General features: G+C 60.0%; 20 protein-coding genes. 15 read left to right on the forward strand and 5 right to left on the reverse strand.

From position 1 onward, the window contains the following. Positions 1-14: 14 nt before the first annotated feature. From AC3ITA_RS06400 to AC3ITA_RS06420, 5 genes are all read left to right on the forward strand, one after another. Entirely contained in the window at positions 15-770 is a 756-nt protein-coding gene (locus AC3ITA_RS06400; protein WP_489279782.1) for a TPM domain-containing protein, read from the forward strand. Between the two features lie 28 nt (positions 771-798). Further along, the gene (locus AC3ITA_RS06405) at positions 799-1,416 is read left to right on the forward strand and encodes a TPM domain-containing protein (protein WP_095945155.1); all 618 of its coding nucleotides are present in this window, start codon (positions 799-801) and stop codon (positions 1,414-1,416) included. 131 nt (positions 1,417-1,547) lie between these two features. Then, a complete protein-coding gene (locus AC3ITA_RS06410; RefSeq protein WP_095945154.1) occupies positions 1,548-1,850 on the forward strand; it encodes a helix-turn-helix domain-containing protein in 303 nt (100 codons plus the stop codon). After that, a complete protein-coding gene (locus AC3ITA_RS06415) occupies positions 1,837-2,196 on the forward strand; it encodes a putative holin (RefSeq protein WP_095945153.1) in 360 nt (119 codons plus the stop codon). The genes AC3ITA_RS06410 and AC3ITA_RS06415 overlap by 14 nt, the downstream gene beginning before the upstream one ends. Beyond that, entirely contained in the window at positions 2,193-2,474 is a 282-nt protein-coding gene (locus tag AC3ITA_RS06420; protein ID WP_095945152.1) for a phage holin family protein, read from the forward strand. Before AC3ITA_RS06415 ends, AC3ITA_RS06420 begins: the two co-directional genes overlap by 4 nt. 16 nt (positions 2,475-2,490) lie before the next feature. On the opposite strand, the gene AC3ITA_RS06425 is transcribed toward AC3ITA_RS06420, so the two are convergent. After that, on the reverse strand, positions 2,491-2,919 hold the full coding sequence (locus AC3ITA_RS06425; RefSeq protein WP_095945151.1) for a helix-turn-helix domain-containing protein: 429 nt from the start codon (positions 2,917-2,919) through the stop codon (positions 2,491-2,493). 300 nt (positions 2,920-3,219) lie between these two features. Between AC3ITA_RS06425 and AC3ITA_RS06430 the strand changes: the two genes are divergently transcribed. From AC3ITA_RS06430 to AC3ITA_RS06440, 3 genes are all read left to right on the forward strand, one after another. Then, entirely contained in the window at positions 3,220-3,498 is a 279-nt protein-coding gene (locus tag AC3ITA_RS06430) for an Ogr/Delta-like zinc finger protein (protein WP_095945150.1), read from the forward strand. A 2-nt stretch (positions 3,499-3,500) separates the two neighbouring features. After that, the gene (locus AC3ITA_RS06435; protein WP_095945149.1) at positions 3,501-3,863 is read left to right on the forward strand and encodes a hypothetical protein; all 363 of its coding nucleotides are present in this window, start codon (positions 3,501-3,503) and stop codon (positions 3,861-3,863) included. A gap of 132 nt (positions 3,864-3,995) precedes the next feature. Continuing rightward, positions 3,996-5,210, forward strand: a complete 1,215-nt coding sequence (locus tag AC3ITA_RS06440) for a class I SAM-dependent methyltransferase (protein ID WP_095945148.1) — start codon at positions 3,996-3,998, stop codon at positions 5,208-5,210. Between the two features lie 48 nt (positions 5,211-5,258). On the opposite strand, the gene AC3ITA_RS06445 is transcribed toward AC3ITA_RS06440, so the two are convergent. Beyond that, on the reverse strand, positions 5,259-6,179 hold the full coding sequence (locus AC3ITA_RS06445) for a DMT family transporter (RefSeq protein ID WP_150673101.1): 921 nt from the start codon (positions 6,177-6,179) through the stop codon (positions 5,259-5,261). A gap of 266 nt (positions 6,180-6,445) precedes the next feature. Between AC3ITA_RS06445 and AC3ITA_RS06450 the strand changes: the two genes are divergently transcribed. The 3 genes from AC3ITA_RS06450 (at position 6,446) to AC3ITA_RS06460 (ending at position 7,878) form a co-directional block, all read left to right on the forward strand. After that, positions 6,446-7,027 (forward strand): DJ-1/PfpI family protein, encoded by a 582-nt coding sequence (locus AC3ITA_RS06450; RefSeq protein ID WP_008051822.1) that lies wholly within the window; start codon positions 6,446-6,448, stop codon positions 7,025-7,027. 14 nt (positions 7,028-7,041) lie between these two features. Next, positions 7,042-7,347 (forward strand): ribbon-helix-helix domain-containing protein, encoded by a 306-nt coding sequence (locus tag AC3ITA_RS06455; protein WP_150673134.1) that lies wholly within the window; start codon positions 7,042-7,044, stop codon positions 7,345-7,347. 186 nt (positions 7,348-7,533) lie between these two features. Further along, the gene (locus tag AC3ITA_RS06460) at positions 7,534-7,878 is read left to right on the forward strand and encodes a YegP family protein (protein ID WP_150673100.1); all 345 of its coding nucleotides are present in this window, start codon (positions 7,534-7,536) and stop codon (positions 7,876-7,878) included. Between the two features lie 80 nt (positions 7,879-7,958). Here AC3ITA_RS06460 and AC3ITA_RS06465 read toward each other — a convergent pair whose 3' ends face one another. Together AC3ITA_RS06465 and AC3ITA_RS06470 are read right to left on the reverse strand one after the other, a co-directional pair. Further along, positions 7,959-8,846, reverse strand: a complete 888-nt coding sequence (locus AC3ITA_RS06465) for a dihydrodipicolinate synthase family protein (protein ID WP_150673099.1) — start codon at positions 8,844-8,846, stop codon at positions 7,959-7,961. Between the two features lie 26 nt (positions 8,847-8,872). Beyond that, the gene (locus AC3ITA_RS06470) at positions 8,873-9,655 is read right to left on the reverse strand and encodes an aldolase (RefSeq protein ID WP_095945143.1); all 783 of its coding nucleotides are present in this window, start codon (positions 9,653-9,655) and stop codon (positions 8,873-8,875) included. Between the two features lie 159 nt (positions 9,656-9,814). Between AC3ITA_RS06470 and AC3ITA_RS06475 the strand changes: the two genes are divergently transcribed. After that, positions 9,815-10,357 carry a helix-turn-helix domain-containing protein gene (locus AC3ITA_RS06475; protein WP_095945142.1) on the forward strand — a complete coding sequence of 181 codons (543 nt, stop codon included), beginning with the start codon at positions 9,815-9,817 and terminating at the stop codon, positions 10,355-10,357. 117 nt (positions 10,358-10,474) lie between these two features. Here the strand turns inward: AC3ITA_RS06475 and AC3ITA_RS06480 are convergent, their stop codons facing one another. After that, on the reverse strand, positions 10,475-11,494 hold the full coding sequence (locus AC3ITA_RS06480) for a DUF4917 family protein (protein WP_150673098.1): 1,020 nt from the start codon (positions 11,492-11,494) through the stop codon (positions 10,475-10,477). 131 nt (positions 11,495-11,625) lie between these two features. Here AC3ITA_RS06480 and AC3ITA_RS06485 point away from each other — a divergent pair, with 131 nt between their 5' ends. From AC3ITA_RS06485 to AC3ITA_RS06495, 3 genes are all read left to right on the forward strand, one after another. Continuing rightward, the gene (locus AC3ITA_RS06485) at positions 11,626-12,534 is read left to right on the forward strand and encodes a LysR family transcriptional regulator (protein ID WP_095945140.1); all 909 of its coding nucleotides are present in this window, start codon (positions 11,626-11,628) and stop codon (positions 12,532-12,534) included. Positions 12,535-12,759: 225 nt separating this feature from the next. Then, a complete protein-coding gene (locus AC3ITA_RS06490; protein ID WP_414929202.1) occupies positions 12,760-13,953 on the forward strand; it encodes a CaiB/BaiF CoA transferase family protein in 1,194 nt (397 codons plus the stop codon). After that, positions 13,950-14,876 carry a hydroxymethylglutaryl-CoA lyase gene (locus tag AC3ITA_RS06495; RefSeq protein ID WP_414929203.1) on the forward strand — a complete coding sequence of 309 codons (927 nt, stop codon included), beginning with the start codon at positions 13,950-13,952 and terminating at the stop codon, positions 14,874-14,876. The genes AC3ITA_RS06490 and AC3ITA_RS06495 overlap by 4 nt, the downstream gene beginning before the upstream one ends. Positions 14,877-15,023 lie beyond the last annotated feature (147 nt).

A 15,023-nucleotide genomic window follows, 5' to 3' on the forward strand; every position in this document is an offset into this window, starting at 1 on the left:
ACAAGAGGTTGCCCATGCGCGTCCTGAAAACAGGCCTGTTGCTGTTGTTGTGGGTAATGACGATCGCTGCCCGGGCCGAGCTGAACTTTCCGGCGCTGACCGGGCGGGTGGTCGACAACGCGCAGATGATCGAGCCATCGGTGCGCCAGCAGCTCACCCAACAACTTCAGGTCCATGAACAAGCCACCGGCGAGCAGCTTGTGGTCGTGACTTTGCCGGATTTGCAAGGTGCCGACATCGCCGACTTCGGTTACCAACTCGGCCGCCACTGGGGCATTGGGCAGAAGGACAAGAACAACGGCGCCTTGCTGATCATCGCCCGGGACGAGCGCCGGCTGCGCATCGAAGTCGGCTATGGTCTGGAGGATCGACTGACCGATGCCCAGAGTTCGGTGATCATCAATCAGGTCATCACCCCGTCATTCAAGACCGGCAACTTCAGTAAGGGCATCAGTGACGGTGTGGCGGCGATGCTGGTGGTGCTGGGCGGCAATCCCCTGGACGAACCCTCCACGGCGTATGAATCCAGAGGCGATCCGGGGGACGATTTCATCGCACGGCATCCCGGTTTGTTCGTGTTTTTGGTGATGTTGCTCATCCTGGCTGTTTTTGTGTGCCAGATGCTCGGTATCCTCCCTGCTGGCCGGGGCGGTTCCGGTGGATCCGGGGGTGGCTTTGGCGGTGGTGGCTTTGGCGGCGGCGGTGGAGGGGGAGGCTTCAGCGGCGGCGGGGGCAGTTTCGGCGGGGGCGGTTCATCCGGCGGCTGGTGATAATAAAAACGAGCAGGCACTTCACGACATGGCATTACTGACTGAACACGAACAACGCAAGGTGGCCGAGGCCATTGCCCGGGTCGAGCGCGACACCGACGCGGAGCTGGTGACCGTGCTCGCGGCCCGCGCCGACGACTATGCGTACATCCCGCTGCTGTGGGCCAGTCTGCTGGCGCTGCTGGTACCGGGCATCGTGCATTACTTCACCGGTTGGCTGACCCTGCACAGCCTGCTGCTGGTGCAGTGGGCCATCTTCATCGTGCTGTGCCTGGTGTTCCGCCTGCCGAAAGTCACCACCCATCTGGTCCCGCGCTCGGTGCGCCACTGGCGCGCCTCGAACCTGGCGCGCCGGCAGTTCCTGGAGCAGAACCTGCACCACACCGAGGGCAGCACCGGCATGCTGATTTTCGTTTCCGAGGCCGAGCGTTACGTGGAGATCCTGGTGGATGAGGGGATTTCCAGTCGCCTGGACAACAAGAACTGGGACGCGATTGTCGCGACGTTCACCCGGCAGGTTAAGCAGGGGCAGACGCTGCAGGGCTTTGTCAGTTGCGTCGAGGCCTGTGGCGAGTTGCTCAAGGTGCATGTGCCGGTGACCCATGTGCGCAATGAGCTGCCGAATCGTCTGGTGGTGCTGGGGTAAGCCTGGGCTTCACCAGCTTTTGTAGTACGCCGCGACACAGTTCCCGAGCGTTGTCCGCCAGGGAGCTTGTCTTCAACATCTCTCACATGGTGCACGCCCTGCGATGGGCGTTCTGTGTAGAGGGAGTTCTTATGAAAACGCAACAATCGCTGGACATCTCGGTGGAGGATGCCCCCAGTCGCGCAATGTACGCTCCGCCAGTGCAACTGACAGCGAAAGAGACGCAAGCCCTGGAGTGGTGCCTCAAAGGCAAAACGTCCTGGGAAATCGCCAGGATTCAGAGTTGCTCGGAATCCACTATCAACTTCCATTTCTCCAATATCCGCCGCAAGTTCGCCGTCGGTTCTCGCAACGCTGCCGTATTCAAGGCGCTGAAGTCGGGAGCCATTTCTGTTGAGCCATTGCAGTCGCGAGATATCCATGAGCCTGACTGATTCGACTTACAACAGTATCAGCGGGCTCATGGTGGGGTTGGGTATTGCGACGTTGCCGGTTATCGATGGAGAAGTCCTGTTCGGGGCAACGCTTGGCGCGTGGCTGGTCACGACCACTCGCGCCAACTTCAAGGCCTGGCAACGCATCGGCTCCTGGCTGTTGTCGGCGGGTGTCGGTTACCTGTTTGCCCCGGTCGCCCAGCCATTGGCGCCTTTTCTGACAGCCGGTGTGACGGCCTTCCTGTGCGCATTGCTGGTCATTCCCCTCAGCATCAAGCTCATGCAATGGATCGATGGCGCCGGCCTCGGGGACATCCTTCGTCATCTCAGAGGGCGAGGGCAATGACCTTTGAGATGGCGGCTCTGGTGTGGGTGACGGGCGTGGCTCACCTGATCAGTGCGTTCAGGCTGGCGTGTTACCAGCGCGACGAGCAGCGCTACAACTGGCGAGACAGGATATTGATCAACTTGTGTGGCGCAGTGTTCTATATCGCCGGCATCGATATATTGCTGACATTCCTGCCGGTGAGCCCATGGCATGCAGCGGTGAGTGTTTTTTCATGCGTAATGATTGTTCGCAGTAGTGGCAACATTATTGTTTTGTGGCATGCCTTCAAGCATTGAAACGTCGGGCTTCAAGTCAGGTTTTGTTCGAGTGTCCAAGTGTTGCCAGGATAGCGGCCATTTCCGAAAGTTGCGTTTCCAGATCCCGCAGGCGTCGCTTTTCTTCCAATGCGTTTTGTATTGCGCGGCGGTCATCCTCATCAAGCAATCGCCACAGCGAAAGGATGGTGCTTTCCTGCGTTGTTGCGGTTTGCGCAACATTTGCAGGGGTGTTTAGAGGCGTTTGCCGCAGCATCGGCCCCTCGCCCAGCAGCAACCAGTCAAGGGAGATGCCGCGAGTCTGCGCGATTTCTACGCATAATGAGTATGGCGTGCTGTCGCGGCCTTTCCAGCTACTGAGTGTCTGCGGGCTGATCTGTAGCGCAGAAGACAGGGAAGCGTCAGTTTTTGTGCCCGTAATTTGTTTCAGACGAGCCAAAACAGCTTGTGATTTTTTGCTACGCAATTTGAGCCTCTTCCTTTTGACATATGCTTTTTGAGTGCTTAACGTATGCGTAATGAGTACTTTTTTTCTTGTAAGTAATCAATCATCAACTATGAATCAGAAGAATACGATGTCGAAACTTCCTAATGGTATCAGGGTGATTTCCTACGAGCTTGGCTCGTATCTATTACATGTCCGCCGGTTGCACTTCCTTTTGTCTGGCGGACGTTATTTGCAGCACCCGTCTTTCACGAATTGTGTTTCAAGCAGTATTGCGTTTGATCAATTCGATTACCACCGGATGGCGCTAGGGAAGCACGTATGAGTACTTACAAGATGGTGTGCCCGCACTGCTTGAGCAGGATGCGCATACGTACCAGCGAAGGGCGGCATATTTTCCTGCGGGTGGCGTACTTGCAATGTACGTCGGAGGCCTGTGGCTGGTCGGTACGGGCCGAGTTCGAAATGACCCACGAGCTTTCCCCCAGTGGCATGCCCAACCCGGCCGTGCACCTGCCGTGCGCCGGACCTGACTTGCGTCGCGCCGCGCGGCCTGTCGCCGAAAGCGCCCCGGCGACGCAAGTGCAACAGGAGTCTTGAGCATGAAGGAGGTTGATGAACAGGCCCATTTGAATGAGGAGCTATTGGCCATAGCGCAGACGTTTCTGGCCCGTCATGAGGGCGAGGGTGTGATTGATGATCAAGTGCTGTTCTGCCGCGCGGTTAGGCATTTGCAGAGTCTGGATATGCCGATGCACCAAGCGGAGCGGCTGGTCAGCCACGCCTACGGATTGCTCAAGTCCAGCAACGATCGCCGGCGTCTGGATCTGGACGCAAGTTCCGAAACTGTCGCCGTGGTCACTGATCCGGCCAACGGTCTGACGTGGGCGGTGCCAGTAGGGTTGATCGTCAAGTTCGTCATTAACTCGCCGACCAATCGCAAACTTCGGCTGGTGGAGCCCTGAGGTAGCGACGGTTGGATTCAGGTCCCGATCGGCGGGAACGGGACCTGGCGCAAAATTACCCCGTGCCCAAAACCCTCGTCCCCCCTAAAATACCCGGCATCCCCCGATTCGTATTGCCGAGGCCGTTTTTCCATGTCCGTCACCGCCACTCCCGCCAGCCTCGCGCCGGATCATCACGCCCAGTTCATCGACCTGCTGCAAACCAGCCTCGAGCACAACGCGTTCATCAAACTGGTGCTGGCCAAGTACGTGGGTGATGAAACGGACCTGCAGCGGATCATCATCAAGCCGGTGACGGTCAAGGCACAGCCTTGCCTGTCTTTTGTCTACCGCTACAAGACCCGCGATATCACCAAGAACCTGCCGCTGGCCGAAGGCGTGGCGAGCATTGCCGGGTTGCTGCCAGCGTCGTTCAAAAATGCGCATTTGTTGTCGTTGACCGACGAAGCCCAGCTCGAATACAGCAAAAAGGGCAAGTCATCGCTGTTCAAGAGCCAACCTCAGCAATTGCGCGAAGTGCCTTCGGCCGAGCACAACCGTGAGAAAAACCGTTTTCTTGACCTGAGCCGGCCGTTTCTCGCCGACCTGGGGGTGACCAACAAGCAGCATGAGCTGATCCCGGCGATGTCGCGCAAGTGGAAGCAGATCAACAAGTTCATCGAAGTGTTCAGCCACGCGCTGACCTCGTCGCCCCTGGCGCTGGACAAACCGGTGCGGGTGGCGGACTTCGGATCGGGCAAGGGCTACCTGACTTTCGCCATCCACGATTACCTGTGCAACACCTTGAAGGCCGAAGGCGAGGTGACCGGCGTCGAACTGCGTGAAGACATGGTCACCCTGTGCAACACCGCGGCCGCCAGGCTTGAACACCCCGGCCTGGTGTTCAAGTGCGGTGACGTGCGCAGCGTGGCGCCGAGCGAGCTGGACGTGATGATCGCCCTGCATGCCTGCGATATCGCCACCGACTATGCGATCCACACCGGCATCCGTTCCGGCGCTTCGATCATCATGTGCTCGCCGTGCTGCCACAAACAGATCCGCCTGCAAATCCAGAGCCCGGCGCTGCTCAAGCCGATGCTGCAATACGGCTTGCACCTGGGCCAGCAGGCGGAGATGGTCACCGACAGTTTGCGCGCGTTGTTCCTTGAGGCCTGCGGCTACGAGACCAAGGTGTTCGAGTTCATCTCACTGGACCACACCAACAAGAACAAGATGATCCTGGCAGTCAAGCGCGCCGAGCCGGTGGACCCGACCCGGTTGCTGGCGAAGATTCAGGAACTGAAGGATTTCTATCACATCAGCGAGCATTGCCTGGAAACCCTGCTGCGCGCTGACGGCTTTCTCTAACCCCTGTGGGAGCGAGCTTGCTCGCGATTGCGGACTGACATTCAGCACCTATGTTGGATGTGACGACCCCTTCGCGAGCAAGCTCGCTCCCACAGGATTGGATTTGACCGCTGTCTTGCGTCCCAGCATCACTGTCACGATCACCCCGCCAGCAAACAGCCAGGTAATCGGCTCCACATGTTCACCGAAGAACAGCGCCGAGAAGGCGATGGTGAAGAAAATCTGCAGCAACTGGATTTGACTGACCCGGGCAATGCCCCCCATGGCCAGCCCGGCGTACCAGGCGAAGAAGCCGATGAATTGCGAAAACAGCGAGACATAACCGAAGGCCCACCAGGTCTTGGCGGAAATCTCGCCCTGATGTTGCAGTGCCAGATATACCACCGGCCCGATCAGCAGCGGCGTCGACAGCACCAGCGCCCAGCAGATCACCTGCCAACCGCCCATTTCCCTGGCCAGTCGGCCTCCCTCGGCGTAGCCCAGTCCGCCCACTGCAATGGCGCCAAGCATCAGCAAGTCACCGACCTGAATGCTGCCGGCACCGCTGATCAGTGCATAACCGAGCACCAGCGCGCTGCCCAATGCGGCGCAGGCCCAGAAGGCTTTCGACGGCCGCTCATGGGACAGCCACGCGGCATACAGCGCCACGCACAGCGGCTGCAAACCGTTGACCAGCGCACCGTGGGACGCCGGCAAGGTTTGCATGGCCCAGGCCGACAACACCGGGAAACCGAGGATCACCCCGGCCATCACCAACGTCAGGCCTTTGACTTGTTTCCAGGTCGGCCATTTTTCCCGGTGCCACAGCAACAGCAACGCCGCCGGAACCGCCGCAAACAGTGCCCGGCCCAGGCCGTTGAGCAGCGGGTGCAGTTCCTGCACGACGATCCGCGTGAAGGGCAGGGTAAGGCTGAAAATCACAACGCCGAGCAGGCCCAGGGCCATGCCGGTGTTTTCGCGCGAGGACATGATGGCAACCAGAATATTGGGAAATGGGATAGGGCTTCATATAGCCATAAACCGTGGGTTTCCCGCTGTTACAGCTAGGCGCAGAGTTATCCGTACAGTTTGCGGGCCACTTCGCGAGCAGGCTCGCTCCCACAGGGATTGTGTCGTCCTTGTGCGAGCCTGCTCGCGAAGAACGATTACACAGTAGTAGCTGGTTATTACCCACTCCCGCGGAATCGGACTAACTTGAATACTCCTGCAAGCCCACTTCCAGAGGAGTCCTCCCCATGGCGGCAAAAAAAATTCTGATGCTGGTCGGTGATTACGTCGAAGACTATGAAGTGATGGTGCCGTTCCAGGCGTTGCTGATGGTCGGCCACACGGTGCACGCCGTTTGCCCGGACAAAGCCGCCGGCCAGACCGTGCGCACGGCGATCCATGACTTTGAAGGCGACCAGACCTACAGTGAAAAACCCGGTCACCTGTTTGCCCTGAACTTCGATTTCGCCAAGGTCAACGCCGCCGATTATGACGCGGTGCTGATTCCGGGCGGCCGCGCGCCGGAGTACCTGCGCCTGAACGAAAAAGTCCTGGAACTGGTGCGCGCATTCGACAAGGCCGGCAAGCCGATCGCTGCCGTGTGCCACGGCGCGCAGTTGCTGGCGGCAGCGGGTGTTCTCGAAGGTCGCGAATGCAGCGCTTATCCGGCCTGCGCTCCGGAAGTGCGACTGGCGGGCGGTACCTATATCGATATTCCGGTGACGGACGGCCATGTCCAGGGCAATCTGGCCACGGCGCCGGCCTGGCCTGCACACCCGAACTGGCTGGCCGGTTTCCTGGGGTTGCTGGGCACCAAAATCACGCTGTAACGAGGGCCATGTCCATGTGCGAGCTGTACGTCAAAGCCGACCCGATACTCTACGAATCGCGCTCCCGCTCGCTGCGCATCTGCGGGGTGGTCACCACCCTGCGGCTGGAGAATCAGTTCTGGGACATCCTCAGTGAAATCGCCGAGGTCGATGGCATGACCACCAATCAGTTGATCGCCAAGCTGTATGAAGAGGTGATGGACTACCGCGGCGAGGTGGTCAATTTCGCTTCGTTCCTGAGGGTGAGTTGTACGCGGTATCTGAACCAGCGGCGCACGTCGGCGCCGGAGTTGTCGGTGGTGCGGGCTGCGGCGAAGTAAGGAAGATCGTGTTGATGCCATCGTCGGAACGCCGCCCGGAGCAAACTCGCTCCCACAATGATCTGGTGTACACAAATCTACTGTGGGAGCGAGCCTGCTCGCGAAGGGGCCGGCACAGGCGACAGATGTCTCGGGCTGGTCTTTACTGTGAAGCGCGCAACCTCTCAATCGCCAAGGAGAAAGAGCATGTCCGGATGGTATGAAGTGAGCAAAAGCAGCAGTGGCCAGTTCAGGTTTGTCCTCAAGGCGGCCAACGCCGAGACCATTCTGACCAGCGAGCTGTACACCACCCACGCCGCCGCCGACAAAGGCATCGCCTCGGTCCAGGCCAACAGCCAGCTGGATGAGCGTTACGAGAAGAAAACCACCAAGGATGGCCACCCGTATTTCAACCTCAAGGCGGGCAACCACGAGATCATCGGCAGCAGCGAAGCCTATTCCTCTGATGCCGCCATGGAGAAAGGCATTGCCAGCGTGAAGGCCAACGGCTCGTCCAAGGTGGTCAAGGACAAGACGTTGCCGGTGCTTTGAATCACTGTTTCAACTTCACTGAGTATCCCTGTGGGAGCGAGCAAGCTCGCTCCCACAGTGGTTTTATGTACGGCTGAAGATCAGCGCAGGGTCTTCAACAGATCTTGCAACTGAGCACAACCCGCTTCACCCAACGCAAACACCGGCAGCCGCGGATCCCCCGCCTCCAGCCCCGTCGCCCGCAACCCCGCCTTGATCGTCGCCGGCAAGCCACCCTTGAGGATGAAATCCAGCAGCGGCAACTGGCGATAGAACAGCTCGCGTGCCTTGCGCAAATCGTTGGCCAGCACCGCTTCGTACAAGTCCAGGTTGAGCTGCGGGATCAGGTTCGGCGCAGCGGTGCACCAGCCTTTTGCGCCAGCGGCAAAGGCTTCCAGGGCCAACGGGTTGCAGCCGTTGTAGAACGGCACCTGGCCTTCGCCGAGGCGTTGCAGTTGGTGCATGCGCTGGATGTCGCCGGTGCTCTCCTTGACCATGGTCACGTTTTCCACGGCCTTGACGATACGCAGGATCAAGTCCACCGACATGTCGGTGCCGCTGGTGGCCGGGTTGTTGTAGAGCATGATCGGTACGCCGATGCTGTCGCCGATGGCGCGGTAATGGGCGAGGATTTCCGCTTCGCTGAGTTTCCAGTAGGACGTCGGCAGCACCATCACCACATCGGCGCCATGGGCTTCGGCGAAACGCGCGCGACGCACCGCTTTAGCGGTGGTCAGGTCGGACACGCTGACGACGGTCGGCACGCGTTTGGCCACGTGCCTGATGCTGAACTCGCTGACCTGATCCCACTCCGCGTCGCTCAGGTAGGCACCTTCACCGGTGCTGCCCAGCGGGGCGATGGCGTGCACGCCGCCCTCGATCAGTCGATCGATGGAGCGCCCGAGGGCGTCCAGGTCGATGTCTTCGCCATTGGCGGTAAAAGGCGTGATGGTGTAGCCGATGATGCCGTGAATGTTTGCGGTGGACATGGCGTCTCTCCGTTCTATCAATGGGTTCAGTTCAGGCAATCGGCGTGTTGGCGCAGGATCTGCCGGGTGTAGTAGTTGAAAGCGGCGGCGTGGCGTTTCGGCCGGGCAATCCAGTCATGGGCTTCGCGCCCCAGTTCGGGGATGATCGGTTTGATGTTCCCGGCGCTCATCGCCAGCAATTGCAGCTTCGCGGCGCGTTCGATCAGTTGCGCGATGACACAGGCTTGCTCGATGGTGCTGCCGGTGGACAATTGGCCATGGTGGGAAAGCAGGATCGCCCGTTTGTCGCCCAGCGCCCCGGCAATCAACTCGCCTTCTTCATTACCCACCGGCACACCCGGCCAGCCTTCAAGAAACGCACAATCGTCGTAGAGCGGGCAAAGGTCCATGTGGGAAATCTGCAGCGGCACCTCCAGCATCGACAAGGCCGCAACGTGTGTCGGATGGGTGTGAATGATGCAGTTCACATCCGGGCGGGCGCGGTACACCCAACTGTGAAAACGATTGGCCGGGTTGGGCATGCCGTGGCCCTCGAGCACCTCCAGGTCTTCGTTGACCAGCAGCAGGTTGCTCGCGATGATTTCGTCGAAACCCAGGCCCAGTTGCTGAGTGTAGTAAGTGCCGGGTTGCGGACCACGGGCGGTGATTTGCCCGGCAAGGCCGGAGTCGTGACCGTGCTCGAACAGGACGCGGCAGGTCAGGGCCAGCTTTTGTCGGGCAGTCCACGTATTATCCGCCAGGGTATTTTGCATTTGGCTCAGCGCTTGCTTGACCAGTTGCTCTTTGGGCAGTGCTAATGTCTTGGCCATATCGGTGTCCTTTGGGTGATTCAATGGACGTCGGGTTTGCCGCTCATCGGTTCCTCGCGAAGTCGTCGATGAGTGCAAATGACACTAAAGAGGCTATATGACACCTTGTGTCATTAGCAAGGACAAATCGCTGCCTCCTTGATGGATTAATCGCTCTACATGTCTATCCGTTTGAAATTACTCAGAAAAAAACTTGGCGTGACCTTGGAAGCCCTGGCCGAAAAATCCGGCATGACCAAGAGTTACCTGTCGAAAGTCGAACGGGGGTTGAATACGCCATCGATTGCGGCGGCGTTGAAACTGGCCAAGGCGCTGAACGTGAAGGTCGAAGAGTTGTTCTCTGAAGACAACGTCAGCCTCGACAGCTACAGCCTGGTGCGCAGCCACGAGCGGCAACCTTTGGGTGCCAGTGACAGCAATTCGGGTTATGCGGTGCTGGCCCATCAGGTCAGCGAACGCAGCCTGTTGCCGTTCATCATTTACCCGCCGGCCGAATTCGCCGACAAGACCTTCAAGGAGCATTTGGGCGAGGAGTTTCTGTTTGTCCATGAAGGGCGTGTGGAAGTGGACTTCATGAACGAGCGCGTGCTGCTCGAACGTGGCGATGCGTTGCACTTCAATGCGCAGAAGCCGCACCGGATTCGTTCGGTGGGCGAGGTGCAGGCGCAGTTGCTGGTGGTGGTGCACAGCAGCGAAGAATGAGTCGACTGCCAAAAGCATCGCGAGCAGGCTCGCTCCCACATTTGACTGCATTTCTCCTGTAGAAACCCGGTCACTGTGGGAGCGAGCCTGCTCGCGATAGCGTCAGCCGCGTCGCCGCTAAACCTCGACAGGAACCGTGAGCTTCGTGCCACCTAACGCATGGCTCTTGGAATCAAAAAACCGCAACTCAACCCCCGTCCCCTCAAACACCTTCGCGTAATGCCGCTTCTGGTGCTGGATGAACGCCTTGCTGCGCGGGTAAATCGAGATCGCCACCACCTGTGGTTTCGCCAGGCGCAAGGCATGGATGATGTGGCTGTCCTGCTCCCCCAACGCATGGCCGAAGATGCACAGCGCCTGGCCATGACCGAGTAATTGCTCGTAGCAGAACGACAGATAGTCCGAACTGCGAATGGTCTTGAGCTTGTCCGCACTCGGCCCTTCGTTGACGAACAGCGGCACGTCGTCGAGGGTCTTGATCGTGTTGTTGATGGCGAAACTGCCCAGCAACGTGCCCTCGGTCGACATCAGCTTGCGCGCCGTACCGTCCTGGTTGCGCACCAGATGCAGACCGCCGTGCAGGTACAGCAAACGGGTTTTATCGGTGGCCGTGTCGCTCAGGTCGAAACCGGGCTCGGTGCCCAGGAACAGATCGGTGATCGCCTCAGGCTGGTGTTGCACTGCCCAATAGTTGAGCAAGTCGTAATTGGTGGTGAACACCGTGCGATAGCTCGCCAGTTCCTGGTTGATGGATGCCAGCGTCGAAGGCACTACCAGTCGCCATGGGATATGCACCGCATGCACGGTATTGATCAGCGCTTCCTTGATCGCATAGTAGCGGTTGCGCGGGGCGGCAGAGCTGACAGCCAGGGCCTTGTTGACCCGGCTGGTGGTTTTCAAGGCGCTCAGTACCTGCTCGAAACTGCGGGTCTGCAGCGCATCGAACACGCTCAGCTCGGACGGGCTCAGGGGTTTTTCTTCAACGGTGCGGGCGTTGTCGAACAGCGACTCGTAGCCAAAATCGTCCCACACCGCGCGACTGGCACCGTTGCCCACCAGCAAACCACTGAACGAAGCAGTGCTGCGCAAGGCGTTCCAGTCTTCAAGTTGAGCATCGACATCCTGGAAATCGGTCATTGCGGTCTTCGTCTCACGGCAAAAGGTCTGTGGGCGGCGACTTTATCACGACCGGTGACCGGACCACGGCATGACGTGGGCGAAGAACGCTATGCTGCGACTTCGCCTGAGCCGACTTCGCCGAGTACCCGATGCTGCAAAAAAGCCTGATCCGCCGTCTCGACCTGATCACCCTGCAACTGTTCGTCGCTGTGCATGAAGAAGGCACGCTGACCCGTGCCGCCTCGCGCGAAGCGATTGCAGTTTCGGCGGCGAGCAAGCGCTTGATGGAGCTGGAGGAGGCGCTGGGCATCAGCCTGTTCGTGCGCCAGGCCAAGGGCATGTCCCTGACGCCGGCCGGTGAAACCTTGCTGCACCATGCCCGGCAAATGTTGTTCAACGTCGAGAAAATGGGGCTTGAACTGGGGGAGCACAGTCACGGTGTGCGCGGCTATGTGCGGATGCTCGCCAACCTGTCGGCGATCATTCAGTTTTTGCCCGAGGACCTGCGGGATTTTTCCGAGCGTCACCCACAGGTCAAGACCGACCTCGAAGAACGCCCCAGCGCCGGGGTGATTCAGGGCGTGCTCGACGGGGTGGCCGACTTCGGGATCTGTTCCATCGACAGTGACATCAAGGGCCTGCACAGCGTGCTGTATCGCCGGGACAAACTGATGGTGTTGATGCCGCCGCACCATCCATTGGCGAGCCGGTCGAGCGTGGCGTTCGCCGATACGCTGGGCAGCGATTACGTTGGGTTGCATGCCGCCAGTTCGATCAACATGCGCACCCACGCCGCAGCCCGTGAGGCCGGCAAGGTGTTGCGGGTGCGCATTCATGTGCCAGGGTTCGATGCCATGTGCCGCATGGTCCAGGCCAACATGGGGATTGGCATCCTTCCGCAGCGCGCCTATGAGCTGTTTGGCCGGGCGCTGGGGTTGCACGCGGTGCCGTTGACGGACGAGTGGTCGGATCGGGCGTTGATTCTGGTGGTGCGCGATGAGGCGTTGCTGTCGCCGGTGAGCCGGATGTTGTTTGAGCATTTGCGGGGTCATGTCTGACAGTTCTCGGCTGAATGCACCGGCCTCATCGCGCGCAGGCTCGCTCCCACATTGGAATGCGTTCCCCTGTGGGAGCGAGCTTGCTCGCGATGACTGACCTGAGGCCACGACAATCTCCCCGAGCGTTCGCATTTCGCGAACGCCCGTTGCCAACTGAAGGTTGGATTCCCGAGCCCCCTGTCCTCTAGCCTTGGCGCATATTCCAAGAACAAGAGGTACCCCGCGATGACTGCCCCCTTGAGTGCGATCAAAGTGATCGAGATCGGCACGCTGATCGCCGCGCCGTTTGCGGCGCGCATGCTGGCCGAGTTCGGCGCCGAGGTGATCAAGATCGAAGCCATGGGCCAGGGCGATCCCCTGCGCAAATGGCGCAAGCTGCACGAAGGCACCTCGCTGTGGTGGTACCTGCAATCGCGCAACAAGAAGTCCCTGGCGCTGAACCTCAAATCCCCCGAAGGCATCGAACTGGTCAAGCAACTGGCGACCAGTGCCGATGTGCTGATCGAAAACCTGCGCCCCGGCGCCCTGGAGAAACTGGGCCTCGGTTGGGACGTGTTGCACGCGCTCAATCCCAATCTGACGCTGGTGCGGATTTCCGGTTACGGCCAGACCGGCCCATACCGTGATCGCCCGGGTTTCGGTGCCATAGGCGAAGCCATGGGCGGGATTCGCTACACCACCGGCACCCCCGGTTCGCCGCCGGCGCGGGTCGGTGTGAGCCTCGGCGATTCCCTGGCGTCGCTGCATGCGGTGATCGGTGCGCTGATGTCGCTACTCAGGGTCAAGACCGGGCAGGGTGGCGGGCAAATCGTCGATGTGTCCCTGGCCGAAAGCGTGTTCAACGTCATGGAGAGCCTGGTGCCGGAATACGACATGCTTGGCCATGTGCGCGAACGCAGCGGCGGCGCCTTGCCGGGCATCGCACCGTCCAACACCTACCTGACGGCCGACGGCGCCTACGTGGTGATTGCCGGCAACAGCGATCCGATCTACAGGCGTCTGATGCAAACCATCGGCCGCGCCGATCTGGCCGAAGCGCCGGAGTTCGCCCACAACGACGGGCGTGCAGCCAAAAGCAATGTGCTCGACGCCGCCATTACCCACTGGACCAGCAGCCTGCCGATCGATGAGGTACTGGTCGCCCTGGAAGCCGCCGAAGTCCCGGCCGGGCGCATCTACTCGGTGGCCGACATCGTCGCCGATCCGCACTATCAGGCGCGGGACATGCTGCTCAATGCCGAACTGCCCGGTGGCGCCACGGTGAAGATGCCGGGCATCGTGCCGAAACTCTCGGAAACCCCTGGCGGCGTGAACTGGTCCGGCCCCGGACTGGGCCAGCACACCGACGGCATCCTCGCGCAATTGGGCCTGACCGCGATGGACATCGAACGCCTGAAAGTCGAAGGAGTAGTGCAATGATCACCGATTATTCCGACAGCCTGATCGTGCAGGAAGTGTCCCCGCGCGACGGTTTGCAAATCGAGCCGACCTGGGTTGAAACCCACGACAAGATTGCTCTGATCGATCAATTGTCGCAGGCCGGATTCAGCCGCATCGAAGCCGGTTCGTTCGTGTCGCCCAAGGCCATTCCGGCACTGCGCGATGGCGAACTGGTGTTCAAGGGCATCACCCGGCAACCGGGGGTGATCTACGTCGCGTTGATTCCCAACCTCAAGGGCGCGCAACGGGCGCTGGCATGCCGTGCCGATGAACTGAACCTGGTGATGTCCGCCAGCCAGACCCACAACCTGGCGAACATGCGCATGCGTTGTGAAGATTCATTGGCCGCGTTCGGCGAGATTGTGCAGTTCGCTGGCGACAGTTCCGTTCGACTCAACGGCAGTATCGCCACCACCTTCGGCTGCCCGTTCGAAGGCAAGATCGATGAGGACCGCGTGGTGCAAATCGTCGAGGCCTATCAGGAACTCGGCATCCAGGGCATCACCCTGGCCGACACCACCGGCATGGCCAATCCGCGTCAGGTCGACCGGCTGGTGCGCCGGGTGCTGCAGCGTGTGTCCGCGGCGGACCTGACCCTGCACTTTCACAACACTCGCGGCCTTGGCCTGTGCAACGTGCTGGCCGCTTACGAGGCTGGCGCCCGACGTTTCGATGCGGCCCTCGGCGGCCTCGGCGGCTGCCCGTTTGCGCCGGGTGCGTCGGGAAACATCTGCACCGAGGATCTGCTGAACCTGTGCGATGAAGTCGGCATCCACACCGGTATCGATCTGCCGCTGCTACTGAAACTGTCCCGAGGACTGCCGGAGCTGCTCGGCCATGAAGTGCCCGGACAACTGGCCAAGGCCGGGCGTAATTGTGACCTGCACCCGATCCCTACCTGACACCAACCCCCTGTAGGAGCGAGCCTGCTCGCGATAGCGGTGTGTCAGTCGACATCAATGTTGGATGTGACTCAGTCATCGCGAGCAGGCTCGCTCCTACAGTAAAAAAGCACCTTAACCAGACAACAAAAACAATCGGACACCTAC

The sequence above is a fragment of the Pseudomonas sp. GL_090 genome (assembly GCF_057837765.1).

Excerpts from the sequence above, each read along its gene's own strand:
- AC3ITA_RS06495 (WP_414929203.1), top strand. The coding sequence starts at position 13,950 with ATGATCACCGATTATTCCGACAGCCTGATCGTGCAGGAAGTGTCCCCG.
- AC3ITA_RS06420 (WP_095945152.1), top strand. The coding sequence starts at position 2,193 with ATGACCTTTGAGATGGCGGCTCTGGTGTGGGTGACGGGCGTGGCTCAC.
- AC3ITA_RS06410 (WP_095945154.1), top strand. The coding sequence starts at position 1,548 with ATGAAAACGCAACAATCGCTGGACATCTCGGTGGAGGATGCCCCCAGT.
- AC3ITA_RS06445 (WP_150673101.1), bottom strand. The coding sequence starts at position 6,179 with ATGTCCTCGCGCGAAAACACCGGCATGGCCCTGGGCCTGCTCGGCGTT.
- AC3ITA_RS06460 (WP_150673100.1), top strand. The coding sequence starts at position 7,534 with ATGTCCGGATGGTATGAAGTGAGCAAAAGCAGCAGTGGCCAGTTCAGG.
- AC3ITA_RS06435 (WP_095945149.1), top strand. The coding sequence starts at position 3,501 with ATGAAGGAGGTTGATGAACAGGCCCATTTGAATGAGGAGCTATTGGCC.
- AC3ITA_RS06415 (WP_095945153.1), top strand. The coding sequence starts at position 1,837 with ATGAGCCTGACTGATTCGACTTACAACAGTATCAGCGGGCTCATGGTG.
- AC3ITA_RS06465 (WP_150673099.1), bottom strand. The coding sequence starts at position 8,846 with ATGTCCACCGCAAACATTCACGGCATCATCGGCTACACCATCACGCCT.
- AC3ITA_RS06440 (WP_095945148.1), top strand. The coding sequence starts at position 3,996 with ATGTCCGTCACCGCCACTCCCGCCAGCCTCGCGCCGGATCATCACGCC.
- AC3ITA_RS06480 (WP_150673098.1), bottom strand. The coding sequence starts at position 11,494 with ATGACCGATTTCCAGGATGTCGATGCTCAACTTGAAGACTGGAACGCC.
- AC3ITA_RS06450 (WP_008051822.1), top strand. The coding sequence starts at position 6,446 with ATGGCGGCAAAAAAAATTCTGATGCTGGTCGGTGATTACGTCGAAGAC.
- AC3ITA_RS06455 (WP_150673134.1), top strand. The coding sequence starts at position 7,042 with ATGTGCGAGCTGTACGTCAAAGCCGACCCGATACTCTACGAATCGCGC.
- AC3ITA_RS06400 (WP_489279782.1), top strand. The coding sequence starts at position 15 with ATGCGCGTCCTGAAAACAGGCCTGTTGCTGTTGTTGTGGGTAATGACG.
- AC3ITA_RS06405 (WP_095945155.1), top strand. The coding sequence starts at position 799 with ATGGCATTACTGACTGAACACGAACAACGCAAGGTGGCCGAGGCCATT.
- AC3ITA_RS06490 (WP_414929202.1), top strand. The coding sequence starts at position 12,760 with ATGACTGCCCCCTTGAGTGCGATCAAAGTGATCGAGATCGGCACGCTG.
- AC3ITA_RS06430 (WP_095945150.1), top strand. The coding sequence starts at position 3,220 with ATGAGTACTTACAAGATGGTGTGCCCGCACTGCTTGAGCAGGATGCGC.
- AC3ITA_RS06470 (WP_095945143.1), bottom strand. The coding sequence starts at position 9,655 with ATGGCCAAGACATTAGCACTGCCCAAAGAGCAACTGGTCAAGCAAGCG.
- AC3ITA_RS06485 (WP_095945140.1), top strand. The coding sequence starts at position 11,626 with ATGCTGCAAAAAAGCCTGATCCGCCGTCTCGACCTGATCACCCTGCAA.
- AC3ITA_RS06475 (WP_095945142.1), top strand. The coding sequence starts at position 9,815 with ATGTCTATCCGTTTGAAATTACTCAGAAAAAAACTTGGCGTGACCTTG.